Annotated in this window: 13 protein-coding genes; 6 read left to right on the top strand and 7 right to left on the bottom strand. The window is 61.0% G+C overall.

What is annotated here, in order from left to right; all coding sequences use genetic code 11:
* Positions 1-47: 47 nt before the first annotated feature.
* Positions 48-773 carry a hypothetical protein gene (locus tag AC1DE4_RS14485; protein WP_113471964.1) on the top strand — a complete coding sequence of 242 codons (726 nt, stop codon included), beginning with the start codon at positions 48-50 and terminating at the stop codon, positions 771-773.
* Positions 774-840: 67 nt separating this feature from the next.
* On the opposite strand, the gene lysS is transcribed toward AC1DE4_RS14485, so the two are convergent.
* The 4 genes from lysS to AC1DE4_RS14505 form a co-directional block, all read right to left on the bottom strand.
* Positions 841-2,337 carry a lysine--tRNA ligase gene (gene lysS, locus AC1DE4_RS14490; protein ID WP_477881827.1) on the bottom strand — a complete coding sequence of 499 codons (1,497 nt, stop codon included), beginning with the start codon at positions 2,335-2,337 and terminating at the stop codon, positions 841-843.
* A 16-nt stretch (positions 2,338-2,353) separates the two neighbouring features.
* Positions 2,354-3,811 (bottom strand): glutamate--tRNA ligase, encoded by a 1,458-nt coding sequence (gene gltX / locus AC1DE4_RS14495; protein WP_025658866.1) that lies wholly within the window; start codon positions 3,809-3,811, stop codon positions 2,354-2,356.
* Positions 3,812-4,001: 190 nt separating this feature from the next.
* On the bottom strand, positions 4,002-5,771 hold the full coding sequence (locus AC1DE4_RS14500; RefSeq protein WP_192241478.1) for an SLC13 family permease: 1,770 nt from the start codon (positions 5,769-5,771) through the stop codon (positions 4,002-4,004).
* 100 nt (positions 5,772-5,871) lie between these two features.
* A complete protein-coding gene (locus tag AC1DE4_RS14505) occupies positions 5,872-6,426 on the bottom strand; it encodes a TetR/AcrR family transcriptional regulator (RefSeq protein ID WP_018856510.1) in 555 nt (184 codons plus the stop codon).
* A 112-nt stretch (positions 6,427-6,538) separates the two neighbouring features.
* Between AC1DE4_RS14505 and AC1DE4_RS14510 the strand changes: the two genes are divergently transcribed.
* Positions 6,539-7,573, top strand: a complete 1,035-nt coding sequence (locus tag AC1DE4_RS14510; RefSeq protein WP_477881829.1) for an aldo/keto reductase — start codon at positions 6,539-6,541, stop codon at positions 7,571-7,573.
* A 60-nt stretch (positions 7,574-7,633) separates the two neighbouring features.
* Here AC1DE4_RS14510 and AC1DE4_RS14515 read toward each other — a convergent pair whose 3' ends face one another.
* Positions 7,634-8,395, bottom strand: a complete 762-nt coding sequence (locus tag AC1DE4_RS14515) for a bestrophin-like domain (protein ID WP_018856512.1) — start codon at positions 8,393-8,395, stop codon at positions 7,634-7,636.
* A gap of 136 nt (positions 8,396-8,531) precedes the next feature.
* Between AC1DE4_RS14515 and AC1DE4_RS14520 the strand changes: the two genes are divergently transcribed.
* Positions 8,532-9,080: a glutathione peroxidase gene (locus AC1DE4_RS14520; RefSeq protein WP_018856513.1), complete on the top strand. Its 549-nt coding sequence runs from the start codon at positions 8,532-8,534 to the stop codon at positions 9,078-9,080.
* 9 nt (positions 9,081-9,089) lie between these two features.
* Here the strand turns inward: AC1DE4_RS14520 and AC1DE4_RS14525 are convergent, their stop codons facing one another.
* On the bottom strand, positions 9,090-9,746 hold the full coding sequence (locus AC1DE4_RS14525; protein ID WP_192241475.1) for a TetR/AcrR family transcriptional regulator: 657 nt from the start codon (positions 9,744-9,746) through the stop codon (positions 9,090-9,092).
* A 123-nt stretch (positions 9,747-9,869) separates the two neighbouring features.
* Here AC1DE4_RS14525 and AC1DE4_RS14530 point away from each other — a divergent pair, with 123 nt between their 5' ends.
* Together AC1DE4_RS14530 and AC1DE4_RS14535 are read left to right on the top strand one after the other, a co-directional pair.
* Positions 9,870-11,069 carry an HlyD family secretion protein gene (locus AC1DE4_RS14530; RefSeq protein WP_192241474.1) on the top strand — a complete coding sequence of 400 codons (1,200 nt, stop codon included), beginning with the start codon at positions 9,870-9,872 and terminating at the stop codon, positions 11,067-11,069.
* A 23-nt stretch (positions 11,070-11,092) separates the two neighbouring features.
* The gene (locus AC1DE4_RS14535; protein WP_018856516.1) at positions 11,093-12,676 is read left to right on the top strand and encodes a DHA2 family efflux MFS transporter permease subunit; all 1,584 of its coding nucleotides are present in this window, start codon (positions 11,093-11,095) and stop codon (positions 12,674-12,676) included.
* Positions 12,677-12,733: 57 nt separating this feature from the next.
* On the opposite strand, the gene AC1DE4_RS14540 is transcribed toward AC1DE4_RS14535, so the two are convergent.
* A complete protein-coding gene (locus AC1DE4_RS14540) occupies positions 12,734-13,561 on the bottom strand; it encodes a helix-turn-helix transcriptional regulator (protein WP_192241473.1) in 828 nt (275 codons plus the stop codon).
* 93 nt (positions 13,562-13,654) lie between these two features.
* Between AC1DE4_RS14540 and AC1DE4_RS14545 the strand changes: the two genes are divergently transcribed.
* Positions 13,655-14,587, top strand: coding sequence for a phytanoyl-CoA dioxygenase family protein (locus AC1DE4_RS14545; RefSeq protein WP_113471959.1), 933 nt, complete (start codon positions 13,655-13,657; stop codon positions 14,585-14,587).
* Positions 14,588-14,601 lie beyond the last annotated feature (14 nt).

A 14,601-nucleotide genomic window follows, 5' to 3' on the forward strand; every position in this document is an offset into this window, starting at 1 on the left:
AAACCACTCGTATTGCGTTGGAGCTTGTTAATGGCGGAGCAGTTGGCGTGAAGGCCCTACTGCGCATCTTCCGGCCTTCCCGGAAATTGGTGTTTATCATCGCTGGCGTCGCCCTTCTCGGGGGCGTCTCCGGCGGTGCCGCGCTTTTTATCGGCAAGGATAGGCTCCTTGGCCCTTCCGCAGAGACGATGAACGGCCTCTCCTGCACCGACGTCAATCTCGTCACCATCAAGAAGCAGAACCGCGTCTGGATCCGTAAATATATCAAGACCGAGCCGACCGATGGCATGACTCGCGTCAAGACCGCGCTTCGCGTCGCCAAGACGATCTACGATGCGCAGAGGCCCGATCTCGTGCAAGTCGTCGTTCTCGATACCAACGGACCGACGCTGCGCTCGGATATTCGCGGCAGGGCGATCGGCGCTGACGTCGTCTATATTCCGCATCCCGATCCCGTCCTCGAAAGCACGGAAGCCAAGACCTACACCGCCCGTTACTATGACGGGGAGGCGGCGGACAACGGGCTGTTCTTCGGCGAACGCGTCGATCTACCCGAGGACGAGATAACCGCGATGAACGCGTCCTTCAGGGACTATTCGGACTGTATCGATCCCATCGCCGTTGCCGCTACCAAGGGCGGCGAAGGAGAGGGCAAGAAAACTGCGAAGACAGCAGAGGCAAAGGAAGTAAAGCCCGCGGAAGGCGGCGAACATGGCTCCGCACCTGCCAAAGAGCCTGCTGCGCCGGAAGCCGCGCCCGGAGCCGGCCACTAACCCTTTCCAACAAAAAAGGCGGCGAGCCCAACGGGTCGCCGCCTTTTTCTATTCCAGGTAAGCCGGCTCAGTCGGCCTTGCTGCGTCGAGCCGGGAAGAGGATGACGTCGCGGATCGATGGGGCGTTGGTGAGCAGCATGATCAGGCGGTCGACGCCGATCCCGAGACCGCCGGCGGGCGGCATGCCCTGGTCGATCGCATCGAGGAATTCGTCGTCCAGCTGCTTTTCCTTTTCGCCGCGGGCGTGCGCCTGCTCCAGCTGCTCGACCATGCGGCGGCGCTGCTCTTCCGGATCGTTGAGTTCCGAGAAGGCGTTGCCGAGTTCCCAGGCGTTGCAGTAGGTCTCGAAGCGTTCGACAAGGCGCGGCTCGCCTGGCACTTCCTTGGCGAAGGGCGAGATGTCCTTCGGAAAGTGGGTGACGTGTGATGGCTGAATGAGCGTGGCCTCAACCTTTTCTTCGAAGATGAAGGCAAGGCATTCGCCCCAGGTCCAGTCCTTCTCGACTTCGAAGCCGGCGGCCTTGGCAGYCGCGCGGGCTTCCTCGTCGGTCTTCATGGCGAGGAAGTCGATACCGGTCACTTCCTTGACGGCGTCTGGCATCGGCACGCGCTTGAACGGCCCCTTGAAGGAGATCGTCTTGTCGCCGAAGGGGAATTCCGTCGTGCCGTGGATCGACAGTGCCAGGCTTTCGAACAGCCGCTCCACGAGGTCCATGATGTCCTCGTAGTCGGCATAGGCCCAGTAGCACTCCATCATCGTGAATTCAGGATTGTGCCGGGTCGAGACGCCTTCGTTGCGGAAGTTGCGGTTGATCTCGAATACCTTGTCGGTAAGGCCGGAGACCAACGTCCGCTTCAGGTACAGTTCCGGCGCGATGCGCAGGTACATGTCGAGCTTCAGCGTGTTGTGATGCGTCTTGAACGGCTCGGCGGTGGCGCCGCCATAGACCGAGTGCAACATCGGCGTTTCGACTTCCATGAAGCCGTCGTTTTCCATGAAGCGGCGGATGCCGGACACGATCTTCGAACGCTGCTGGAAGCGGAGCTTCGATTCCTCGTTGGTCATGATGTCGAGGTGGCGCTTGCGATAGCGGATCTCGACGTCGGAAACGCCGTGCCACTTCTCCGGCATCGGGAGCAGCGACTTCGTCAGCATGGTGATTTCGCGAGCGTTGATCGACAGCTCGCCGCGCTTCGTGCGGCGCACCGTGCCGGTCACGCCGATGATATCGCCGATATCGATCATGCCAAGCATGTTGCGGGCTTCTTCCGGCGTCACGTCCTTGTGGCTGAAGATCTGGATCTTGCCCGAGGCGTCATGGATATCCATGAACATGCCGGAGTTGCGCGAGGAATAGACGCGACCGGCAACGGTCACGACATCCTGCGTCTCGACGTCGGATTCGAGGTCCTTGTACTTCTCCGCCAGTTCGGCATTGGTCATGGTCCGGTGGAAATGCGCCGGATAGACCTCGCCGATCTGTTCGCGCAGCAGCTTCAGCTTCTGGGCGCGGACCTCGGTCGCGTCGGAGGAAAGGGTCGCTGTTTCGGTCTTTTCAGTCATGATGCAAACGTCCGGTTCAGTTCTTCGGGCCGACGAGGGAGGCAACTGCCTGGGCGGCCAGTTTCAGCCGCTGACGCACGACGGAACGGCCGAGGATCGCCATCGAGTCGAAGAGCGGCAGCGAGCGCGACGAGCCTGATACTGCGACGAAGAGCGGGGCCACGACGACCTTCAGCTTCTTGCCCATGCGGTCGGCAATGGCGCGTAGCTCGGCTTCGATCGTCTCGACGTTCCATTCGAGGATCTTTTCGAGATCCGGCTGGACGGTGTTGAGGATCTCGAGGATCTCTTCCGGCGGTGACTTGATCTTGGCGAAGGCCGACGGGTCAACGCCGAGGTCGGACTTCAGCAGGAAGCCTGCGAGGTCAGGTAGTTCGCCGAGCTTGGAAATGCGCGACTGCGACAGGCGCAGGCCCGCCTTCAGGCGATCGTTCTCCATCGCCCAGTCGAGCACGCGGGCCTGGAACTCCTCTTCGGATAGCTTCTCACGAATCCAGCGGCCGTTCAGCCAGTCGAGCTTCTGGATGTCGAAGATGGCGCCGGCCTTCGAAAGGTTTTCGGGATCGAACTTCTCGGAAAGCTCGTCCATATCAAGCAACTCTTCGCCTTCGGCGATCTGCACGAAGAACAGGCCGAGGAAGTTCATCAGCGCTTCCGGGATATAGCCGAGAGCGGAGTAGTAGGAGATTGACGTCGGGTTCTTGCGCTTCGAGAGCTTCGATTTGTCGGCATTGCGCATCAGCGACAGATGCATGAACACCGGCTGCTCCCAACCGAAGTAGCGGTAAAGCAGGATGTGCTTCGGCACGGATGCCAGCCATTCTTCGCCGCGCGCGACATGGGTGATTCGCATCAGATGGTCGTCGATGACGTTTGCCATGTGATAGGTCGGCATGCCGTCGCCCTTGATCAGGACCTGCATGTCAACGGAATCCCACGGAATGCTGACATCGCCATAGACGCCGTCGGTGAAGTCGCAGGAGCCCTCGGTCGGGATCTTCATGCGGATCACGGAGCCTTCGCCGGCGGCCATCTTCGCGGAGACCTCTTCGGCCGAGTACTTCAGGCAGAGGCCGTCATACTTCGGCGCCTTGCCGGCGGCGCGCTGCTCTTCGCGCATCTTCTCCAGACGCTCAGGCGTGCAAAAACAGCGGAATGCATGCCCCTTGTCCAGCAGCTCCTGGCCGTATGGGGTGTAGATGTCCTTGCGGTCGGACTGACGGTACGGGCCGTAGGGGCCACCGATGTCAGGACCTTCCTTCCATTCGAGGCCGCACCATTTCAGCGCGTCCAACACCTTGGTCTCGAATTCCGGGGTCGAGCGCGTCGCATCGGTGTCTTCGATGCGCAGAATGAACTCGCCGCCGTTCTTCTTGGCGAAAAGGTAGTTGAAGAGAGCGATGTAAGCAGTGCCGACATGCGGCTCGCCGGTCGGCGAGGGAGCAATGCGGACGCGGACGCCGGAAGCTGTCATTTTATGTGCCCGTCAAATGAATGCCGGACGGCTTGCCTGAGAAAGCGACGTTCGGCCGGAAAGAATGCAGATAACTGGATCAGGAAACCGGCCGGAAAAGGGCACTGCCCCCGTTCATCCGCCGATTGCCCATTTGGCTGGCCTTAAGGCCATATTCGACCGCGCGCGTCAAGGAAAATGGGCGATCGCATCAATGGACAGGCCAGACGTAGAGCAGGACAGGTACGCTGACGAGGACGATGACGAATGACAGCGGCAGGCCGAGGCGGGGGTAATCGCTGAAACGATAGCCGCCGGGACCGAAGACCAGCGTGTTGCATTGGTGGCCGATCGGSGTCAGGAAATCGCAGCCAGCGCCGATGGCGACCCCCATCAAAAAGGCCTCCGGTCTATAGCCGAGCGTGTGGGCAAAGCTCGCCGCAATTGGCGCCATGACCAGAACCGTTGCCGCATTGTTGAGGAACGGCGTTACCGCCATGGCGGTGATGACGATCAAAGTCAGCGCGCCGAAGGGCGGCATCTGGGCGGCGAAGTGCCCCAGCCACCCGGCAATCAGATCGCTTCCGCCGGTCGTTCGCAATGTGTCGGAGACGGGGATCAGCGCGGCAAGCATGATGAGGATCGGGCCGTCCACCGCCTTGTAGACCTCGGCAAGGGGGATGGCCCGAAAAACGACCATCGCCAGCGCGGCGCAGAAGAAGGCGACCGAAACCGGAACCATTCCGGCCGCCGTCATCCCCATCGCTGTCGCAAGGATCAGCAGCGGTACGTAAGCTCTGCGCGGCGTGCCGAGCATGATTTCGCGCTGCGCCAATGGGAGACAGGAGAATTCCTGCAGGAAGCCCGGCAGGTTTCGACGGCTGCCTTGCAGCACAAGAACATCGCCGGCGCGCAGGGTGACTTCGCTCAACCGTTCGGTCAGCCTGTGCCCGTGCCGGCTGACCGCAAGCAGGTTGATGCGCCGGCGGTTCCAGAGCGAGAGCTGGCGCGCGGACCACCCGATCAGCATGGACTCGGAGGAGACCACTGCTTCGATCGAAGTCACGTCGCCCTCCGTCTTTGCTTCGGGGATCGGTTTGCCTGAAAGTTTGAGTTTGGCGTTGGAAACGACGCGATCCAGGGCTTCAGGACGCCCTTCCAGCAGAATCGTGTCGCCCGGCTTCAGGAGAACGTCGGGGAACGGCGCGAGGCGCGAATGCCCGCGCAGGATCGCGGTTGCGACCACTTCTCCATCGCCGAGCTGCAGGAGCTCGTTGAGCTTTTTGCCTTCGAAGCCGGAGCCTTCGACCACCGTTGCTTCGGAGAAATAGTTCTTCAAATCCAACGCTTCCTCAAGCGATGGGTTCTCGTTCTGCCGTTCGGGAACTAGCCAGTGGAAAAGGATCAAGAAGACAATGCCAACCAGAGCAAGCGTCGCGCCGACGGGTGTGAAGTCGAACATCGTAAAAGGCGTCCCGGTGATTTCGCCGCGAAGCCGCGAGACCACGATGTTTGGTGAGGTGCCGATCTGCGTCATCAACCCGCCGAGTAGCGCGGCAAAGCTCATCGGCATCAGGTAAAGCGACGGAGACCTCCCGCTTTTTCGGGCAAATTGGAAGGCGACTGGAATCATGATCGCAAGCGCGCCGATGTTCTTGATGAAGGCCGACAGAAGCGCGACGACAATGAGCAGCAGCGCGAGCTGCGCATGCAGCTTGGTCAGGTTCGGAAAGAAGCGCTTGATCGTTGTATCGACGATCCCCGAGCGCGCCACGCCGGCGCTGACGATGAGGGCGCTGCCGACGATGATCACGATGTCGTCGCTGAAGCCCGAAAATGCCCGGTTGAAAGGCACGATACCGACGCAGATGGCCAGCACGAGAGCGCAACAGGCAACCAGGTCATAGCGAAACCGATCCCAGATGAAGACTGCCATCATCAGGCCGATGAGCCCGAAGGCGAGGATCTGCTGCGTTGTCATGCGATTCCAGCAACTTGAGGTTGGCACCGGCGAGTGCCCCGCCGTACCGATAACTGTAAGCTCCGCTGGACTAATCAATGCCGCGCCGCGGGCAAAGTTCCTAACGCCGCCCGTCGAGGATACGGATCGTTTCAGTGAGGATTTCGTCCGAGAGGGCAGGGTCATCGACGGCGCGCGCCATGACGAGGGCTCCGACGAGGCTTGAGAGATCTGCTATGGCCTTGCCGCGATCGACCGTTTGCCCCTGCTGCGCCTGGATCTGTTCGACCTGCTCGATGCGTGCGCGAACGTAGTCGGTGATCCCGCCGCGCTGCCCCTTGGGGAGGCGGGCGATTTCCGGGCCAAGAGCCGCAACCGTGCAGCCGCTGTCCGCCGCATCTCGATGAGCCCTCGATAGATAATTCTTCGCCAACGCACCGAGCGTGGCGTAGGCGGGTTCGGAACGTAGGCTTTCCAAAAGGGCGTGGCTGACGGCTTCCGCGGCAAGGTCGCCCTTCGATTTGAAGTGGCCGTAGAAACCACCATGCGTCAATCCGGCGCCCTTCATTACTTCGTCGACGCCGACAGCATGAATTCCTTTCTCTCGAAAGAGCCGACCGGCCGTGTCGATGATCCGTTGGCGGTTCTGGTTCGCCTGTTCCTTTGTTGGGCGCATTTGAGGCTCTCATCATTTGTTCTTGACAAATTATATGACGTCCGTCATTTAAATGCAAATGAATGACGATCGTCATTTAAAATTGACCAAGGAAGCAAGGAAGGCAATGACAATGCGCTATAGGATTTTCGGCCGAACCGGACTTCGTGTCTCCAGCCTGGCACTTGGCACAGGCAATTTCGGGACGGGCTGGGGTTACGGTTCCAGTGGCGAGGAGGCCAAGGTGGTCTTCGATGGCTACCGCAACGCCGGCGGCAACTTCATCGACACGGCCGACCAGTATCAATTCGGCCAGTCGGAAACGATGGTCGGCGAGTTCATCGCGAGCGACCGCGATGACATGGTCGTCGCGACGAAGTTCTCGCTCGGTGATCGTCACGCGGCCGGCCTCCAGCGTACAGGCAACAGCCGCAAGGCCATGGTTCAGTCGGTCGAGGCAAGCCTGAAGCGGCTCGGCACCGATCGGATCGATCTTCTTTGGGCGCACATGCCGGATGCCGTGACGCCGATCGACGAGATCATGCGAGGTTTCGATGATCTCGTCCGCTCGGGCAAGATCCTCTATGCCGGACTTTCCGACTTCCCGGCTTGGCGCATGGCGACTGGTGCCACGCTTGCCGAGCTTCGTGGCTGGGCGCCACTGTCGGCTCTGCAGCTGGAGTACAGCCTCGTCGAGCGTACGTCCGAGCGCGAGCTGCTGCCGATGGCGGCGGCCTTTGGCCTTGGTACTGTCGGCTGGTCGCCGCTCGGTGGCGGGCTGCTGACCGGTAAGTACCGCAAGGGCGAAACTGGCCGCCAGCAGGGGCTCGGCGTCGTCATTCACTCCGAAAGCGATGCGCGCAAGACGGCAACGGTCGATACAGTTTTGGCAATCGCCGAGGAAACCGGCGTGCCGGCCGGCCAGATCGCCATCGCCTGGGTGCTGCACAAGGGCACGCTGCCGATCATCGGGCCGCGAACGGCTGAGCAGCTTGCCGACAACCTTGCCGCGCTGGACGTGAAGCTTAGTGAGGAGCAGGTTCGGCGCCTCGATGACGCGAGCGCGATATCGCTCGGCTTTCCCCACGATGTGGTCTCCCAGAGCCGCAACACGCTGGCCGGTGCAAAGGCCGACCTCATCGACTGGCCGACGATTGCGGTTCGCTAACTGTGATGCCGTGGCCACACCGCGTCGCTCCTTCCAGGACGGCGCGGTGCTTCGCAGTTGCTATTGTTGAAGCTCGGCAAGCGCCCTGCGAAGTGGTGTGTCGGAGATCTGGATCCAGCCCGAGAATGGAATATCCATATCCAGCACGATGAAGATCGATAGCGATATCAGGAGCGCGGAGATGGTGAACATCAGCACGACAATGATGTTTCTTGGCGCGCGATAGCCGAAGCTCGCAAAGATCAATGTCAGCCACGCCGTCAGCATGCTTATGAGCGGCCTTGGGATGACGCCTTCCGACTGTTCCACGATGACCCAGCGCTGCTCGACGATCCGTTGATATTGCTGGCGAGCGTCGTTCCACAACACCACATGGCCCGGGTCGGAAGGCACGATCAGTGCCAGACTGTCTCCGACGGCGTTGAGGGCAATCTCGCTTGTGCGGTCGCTTTTGACCAGCGGATCCGGCGCGGCGCGTGCCGGATTGGTGAGAGCCTTTTCGACGTAGTTCTCCAGACGCTTGCGAGTTTCCGTGGCCTCGAGGCCATAGGTCCGCAAGGTCCGGTCGAGAAGGATGATCTGGGTTGCGAACGCGTGAACGTTCTTGTCGATCTCGCCGAAAGTGTTCTTCGAGGAATTGATCATCAGGCCGAAGACCAGCGATGTCATGACGACGAAGATGTTGGCGACGAGCCGAACGACGGTGTTGGTCTCGTCCTGCCGGTGATGCACAGGCAGCTTTGAATAGGTCAGCATCGTTCCGATCGAGGCTGTCATGAGCAAAGCAAAGACAACGGCCGCCACCAGCGATTCCAGTGCCATCTTTCGTTGCGCCCTCCCGTGCTCTCGACGGCAAACTAGCTGTTTTAATTGATTTTGTCAGTGGACCGGATCTGCCCGCTGGACAAACGCTCCGTTGGGTATAGCTTCCGCGGCGGAATTCATGGTGGAGATAGCGATGACGGATCTTTTGAACATACCGGTGAAGCTGGCCGATGGTCGCGAGACAACGCTGAACGATCACCGCGGCCAGGTGATTTTGGTCGTCAATGTCGCCTCCAAATGCGGCCTCACCGTTCAATATGAAGGGCTTGAGAAGCTCTATGAGGACAAGCGAGAGCGCGGCTTCGTGATTGCCGCCTTTCCGGCAAACAATTTCAAGGGGCAGGAGCCGGGTACGGATGCCGAGATCGTCGAGTTCTGCACGCTGACCTATGACGTGAAGTTTCCGATCTTCTCGAAGATCTCCGTCAAGGGCGGGGACAAGCATCCGCTCTACCAGAACCTGACGGCGGCTGCCGGGACTGCCGTCGGCGAAGGTCCGATGCGGGAGCGGCTGCGCAGCAATGGCCTGGCGACCGACGATAAGAGTGAAATTCTCTGGAACTTCGAAAAGTTCCTGATCGGTCGCGATGGCAAGATCGTGGCGCGGTTTGCGCCTGACGTGACGGCAGATGACCAGCGACTGGTTTCGGCCATCGACAAGGAACTTTCAAAGACCGCCTAAGGCCGGCTATTAAGCCGGAGCGACTGCTGCGCCGTTCAGAAACAGGTTGGCGCACATTTTCGCCCGGGCCGCGATCTCCTCAATCCCCGGCGCCGGCTGCTGGCGCAGCATGGCGGCGCGCTGGGGCTCCATGGCCATCATGCCGCGCAGCATGCCGCAGGCCGCATGCGGGTCTTCGAGAGCGATGACGCCGCGATCAACCTGCTTGCGCAGCCACCCCTCCATCAGCGCATTCGTTCGGACGATGGCTTTTTCGTAGAAGGAAGCGGAGATCTCCGGGAAGCGGTCGGACTCGCCGATCACAAGCCGCATCATCGTGATTGTGTCGTCCGAAAGCGTCAGCATGCCGTAAGCCATCAGCATCCGCTCCAGTCCCTGGCGAAGATCGGCCGCGGCAAGCGTAGTCGGGTCGAGAGCCAGCAAAAAGCGTCCAATGCGATCGGTGATTAGGTCGGAAAAGAGGTCGGCTTTCGTCGGGAACAGCCTGTAGAGCGTCTTCGTCGAGACGCCCGCTTCCTGCGCAATATCCGCGATGCACGCCGTTGCATATCCGTTCGCGTGAAACTGCTTGTTGGCAGCCTCGATGATGACGCTCCTGGTGTCCTCGTCGCACCGCGCCTGCGGTCTGCCGCGCGGCCTTCTCTCGATCTTGTGATTTTGGACCATCTGTATTTTCCAAATTCAAGTTGACATCCATTTTATAGAGCATATTTTGGAAAACGTCAATTTTCCATTTTGTGCATCAGAGGCTGCATCGCTTGCGACGGCGGCCATGATCCGGAGAAAACAATGACCGCCCAGAAGCTGCATGCTCTGAACAACAACGCCGATCCAACCGCCGTAGCGGTCGCAGAGGTGATCCCGGAAACGCTTGAAGCGAGCAAGCCGCCGCACGCGGAGGCGCCACGCGCTGCCGCTGACGTGCCGCAAGCCCGCAAGCGAGCCGGCCGGTCGCTCCTGCTTGGCGCAGCCGCCCTCGCGATCGTGGCCGCGGGTGCCTACTACGGACACGATTACTGGACGGTCGGTCGCTTCCACGTGTCGACCGACGACGCCTATGTGAAGGCGGACAACAGTGCGATCGCGCCGAAGGTTTCCGGCTACATCGCCCGGGTACTCGTCAACGACAACGAGACCGTCAAGGCGGGTCAGCCGCTTGCGCGTATCGATGATCGCGACTTCCGAGCCGCGCTCGACCAGGCGAAGGCCGACGTTGCCGCCGCGGCGGCGACGCTGAATGCGAAGGAGGCGGCCCTCCAGATCCAGCAATCGACGATCGCCGCCGCCCGCGCCACGGTCGAGGTCGACAAGGCCAACGAGACGTTCGCCGAGCAGAACAACAAGCGCTATTCGAGCCTGGCCACCAACGGTTACGCCCCGGTCCAGACCGCGCAGCAGGCCGCCTCGCAGATCGCGGCAGCACAGGCGACCATCGTGCGCGACAGCGCCGCCCTCGATGCAGCCGTAAAGCAGGTCGATCTTCTGAATGCCGAGCTTGCCCAGGCAAAGGCTGCGCTCACCCGCAGCCAGGCGCTTGAGCGCCAGGCCGAACTCAATCTCTCCTATGCCACGATTGTGGCGCCGGTCGATGGCTCCGTTGGCAACCGTACACTGCGCGTTGGCCAGTACGTCCAGGCAGGCACGCAGCTGATGTCGGTCGTTCCCACCAGCGCGGCCTATATCGTTGCGAACTACAAGGAAACGCAGCTGACCGACGTGCATGCCGGCCAGCCTGTCGAGATCGAAGTCGATACGTTCCCGGGCCGCACTTATCACGGTCACGTCGACAGCATCGCACCGGCCAGCGGCCAGGAATTCGCGCTGCTGCCGCCGGACAACGCCACCGGCAACTTCACGAAGGTCGTTCAGCGTATCCCGGTCAAGATCGTGCTCGACGGCAATGGAGCGGCAGCCGGCGATCTTCGCCCCGGCATGTCGGTGCAGCCAAGCATCAACACCAAGGCCGCCGATGCGGCCGATGGGGCCTGACCGGAGAGGATGAGGGTGGTGCCATGTCTACCACAACTGCAACCGTTGCCCCTGTCTCCCAGCCGGGCGCCAGCGTAAAGGATTGGATTGCCGTACTTGCCGGGATGATCGGCGCGTTCATGGCAATCCTCAACATCCAGATCACCAACGCCTCGCTCCTCGATATCGAGGGCGGCATCGGCACCGGCGTTGACAACGGCGCCTGGATCTCGACGTCGTATCTGATCGGTGAGATCGTCGTCATTCCGCTGACGGCGTATTTCAGCAGCGTCTTTTCCTTCCGCCGCTACATTCTCGTCAATTCGGTTCTCTTCCCGATCTTTTCGATCGCCTGTGCCTTCGCCCACGATCTCGGCACGATGATTCTGCTGCGTGGCCTGCAGGGATTTGCCGGCGGTGTCCTCATCCCCATGGCGTTCACCATGGTGCTTACCAAGCTGCCCAAGTTTCAGCAGCCTCGCGGCCTCGCACTCTTTGCCCTGTCCGTCACCTTTGCCCCGGCCATTGGCCCGACGATCGGCGGCTATCTCACGGAGAACTACGGCTGGCAGACGATTTTCTTCATCAACGCGCTCCCGAGCGCCATCATGGCCGCTGCGCTTGCCCTGACGCTCGAGAAGCAGCCGATGCAGCTCCACCTGCTGAAGGAAGGTGACTGGGCCGGCATTGTTACCATGGCGATCGGCCTTTCCGCCCTGCAGACGGTGCTCGAGGAGGGAAACAAGGAGGACTGGTTCTCCTCGCCTTTCATCGTCAAGCTCAGCATCGTGGCGTTCGTCTTCCTCGCTGCCTTCATCTGGATCGAACTGACGGTTCAAAAGCCCCTGGTGAAGCTCAGTCTCCTGAAGCAGCGCAACTTCGGCATTGGCGTTGCCGTCAATGTGCTCGTCGGCGTCGCGCTGTTCGGGACCGTCTACATCCTGCCGCAGTATCTGGGACAGGTGCAGCGTTACAATGCCGAGCAGATCGGCAATGTCCTGGCCTGGACCGGCCTGCCGCAGCTGCTGCTCATTCCCCTCGTTCCGCTGCTGATGAAGCGCTTCGACGCCCGCTATATCGGTTTCCTCGGCATTTCGATCTTCGCGATCAGCTGCTTCATGAACATCACGCTGTCAGCGAACAACGCCGGTGATCAGTTCTGGATTCCGAACATCGTGCGGGCGATCGGCCAGGCCCTGGTCCTGACCCCGATCACCGCAATCACGACCGCTGGTATTGCTGCGTCGGATGCGGCGGCTGCCTCGGGCCTGACGAACATGCTGCGCAACCTCGGCGGCGCGGTCGGCACGGCGTCGCTTGGCACGATCCTGACCGAGCGCGAGCAGTTCCATTCGAATATCATCGGGCAGTCTGTAACGCTGGCTCGCGATGAGGTTCGTGATCGCCTCGCCCAAACCACCAACTACTTCCTGGCACACGGCGTCTCCGATCCGGCAGTCGCCAGCCAGAAAGCCATCGTCGCCTTGGGTCAGATCGTCAGACGCCAGGCTCTGATCCTTGGCTTTAGCGACACCTTCGCTGTGATCGGCGTCGTGCTGGCCATTGCCGCCTTCGCCCTGTTGCTCACGCGCAAGGCGCAGCCCGGTGGCGGCGCCGGCGCCCACTGAACAGCGCAATTGAACCGAATCAATGCATGACTGCGGCCGGACTCGATCCGGCCACAGTCATGTTCTGCGGTAGTGACGGCGGAATTCGCTTGGCGAACAGTGTTCGCGATCCTGAAACAGTCGCGAAAAGTAGAAGGAATCGTCAATACCGACGGCATACGCAATCGCCTCGATCGACCGATCCGATGTCGTCAGCAGCTGCTTGGCCCGATCGATACGAAGGCGCAGCTGGAAAGCCTTCGGCGACAGGCCGAGGGCAGCCTGGAAATGCCGCCGCAGCGTTGCCGGCGACATGCCGAATTCTTGTGCCAGCGAATGCATGTCCACCGGCTCGAACGCCCGGCGCTGCAAGGTCTCGATGATCAACTCGATCTCGACGTTCGCCCCGTTGTCGCCGCCGGCGTTCGCATGGCGCGCGGATTGGACGGCGATGCGGTGAAGCGTCGCTGCCGCCGAAGCGAGGCTGAGCGGATCGCCTGCGGCAAAGTCGGAATGAAGCGCGCCGAAGAGGTGCTGCATCTCACGCAGGTTCTGTAGACGCACCACCGGTTCTGTCGGCGAGATCAGGCGCTGGCGGATCAGGTCTGCGATCAGCGTCCCCTCAAAGAGAGCCCATCTCTCCTCCCAGCTCGTTCCGTTCGTCGGGCCATAGGAATGTAATGTGCCGGCCGGCAACCAGAAGAGCGACGGCCCGTTGATCTCTTGAAGGCCCGCCTTCGCTGTCTGCAGCGTGCCATCCCCGGCCTCGACAAGGACGACCGCGTGCATTGGCAGGCGGCGGTTGGTGATACGCGTTCCGATGCGCTGCCGGCCAAACCCCGTGACGGCGAGCGCCATGCCTTCGGAAGAGGGCGAACGATAGAGAGCGATCGGCGCTTCAGTCATGAGCGAAAAGTCCAGTCGCTCTTTCCGTCCATGGCAAGTTTATCTCCAGTGTCTCACATATGCATCGTCCATTTCGCTTTTGGAGTGATCGAAATGTCAAGTCTTGCCCTGGATCAGCAGCCAGCTCAACCACCGGCGATCGACTTGGTCGCCAACGGGAAAGTCCTTTCGACCGCAGCGAACCGGTTGGGCGAACTCAAGCCGACGGATCCGTCGATCGGCGTGGAGGCGATCCGCAGGCTTTATCACGAAAACGGCTATGTCTGGTTGAAGCGCTTTCTCGATCCCCAAGTGGTCAATGCGTTTCGCGGCTGGGTTTTTTCGCATCTGGCGCGCGGCGGGCTCGTCGCGCCAGGCACCGATCCGATGCTCGGGCTATCCGCCGGCACGGGTTTGGACAAAGGCCAGGTGGATCGCATTTTGATGTCGCTCGTCCGCTCGGTCGCCTTCGAGGGTTTTTGCGCGCAGCCGCGGCTTGCGCAGTTCATGGATGAGTTTCTTTCCGGCATCTCCTACCTGCACAAACGCAAGATCATGCGCTTTACCCAACCCGGTACGACGACAGCGACGCCGGCGCATTACGATCTGGTCTATCTACGTGGCGGCACCAACCGGCTGGTGACGGCCTGGATTCCGATCGGCGACACCCCAGTCGACATGGGTGGTCTCGTGTACCTCGAGGGCTCGCATGCCATCGGTGTGCGCATGGAGGAGGAGTTTTCCAGAAAGAGCCTCGACCTGTCTGCGGAAGAAAAGATCAGTGCCTTCAACCGCAACATGACCGAGGGCGGCTGGGTATCGAAGGACCTGCCCGACATGGCAGAGCGCTTCGATACGCGCTGGCTGGTCGCCGACTACGAGGCCGGCGATGTCGTGTTGCACAGCCCTTACATGATCCACGCCTCGACCACGAACCAAAGCGCCTCGAACAGGATCAGACTGTCGACGGATATCCGCTATCAAAACGTCGATGACGAGATCGATGCCCGATGGGGCAACCACTGGACCCTGGGGGACATGCTCTAGGGCACGGCCTCATT

It is taken from the genome of Rhizobium sp. 10N414, assembly GCF_056394785.1.

Bases quoted from the DNA above. Each gene is read 5' to 3' on its own strand.
- gltX (WP_025658866.1), bottom strand. From the start codon at position 3,811: ATGACAGCTTCCGGCGTCCGCGTCCGCATTGCTCCCTCGCCGACCGGC.
- AC1DE4_RS14505 (WP_018856510.1), bottom strand. From the start codon at position 6,426: ATGCGCCCAACAAAGGAACAGGCGAACCAGAACCGCCAACGGATCATC.
- AC1DE4_RS14510 (WP_477881829.1), top strand. From the start codon at position 6,539: ATGCGCTATAGGATTTTCGGCCGAACCGGACTTCGTGTCTCCAGCCTG.
- AC1DE4_RS14515 (WP_018856512.1), bottom strand. From the start codon at position 8,395: ATGGCACTGGAATCGCTGGTGGCGGCCGTTGTCTTTGCTTTGCTCATG.
- AC1DE4_RS14520 (WP_018856513.1), top strand. From the start codon at position 8,532: ATGACGGATCTTTTGAACATACCGGTGAAGCTGGCCGATGGTCGCGAG.
- AC1DE4_RS14525 (WP_192241475.1), bottom strand. From the start codon at position 9,746: ATGGTCCAAAATCACAAGATCGAGAGAAGGCCGCGCGGCAGACCGCAG.
- AC1DE4_RS14530 (WP_192241474.1), top strand. From the start codon at position 9,870: ATGACCGCCCAGAAGCTGCATGCTCTGAACAACAACGCCGATCCAACC.
- AC1DE4_RS14535 (WP_018856516.1), top strand. From the start codon at position 11,093: ATGTCTACCACAACTGCAACCGTTGCCCCTGTCTCCCAGCCGGGCGCC.
- AC1DE4_RS14540 (WP_192241473.1), bottom strand. From the start codon at position 13,561: ATGACTGAAGCGCCGATCGCTCTCTATCGTTCGCCCTCTTCCGAAGGC.
- AC1DE4_RS14545 (WP_113471959.1), top strand. From the start codon at position 13,655: ATGTCAAGTCTTGCCCTGGATCAGCAGCCAGCTCAACCACCGGCGATC.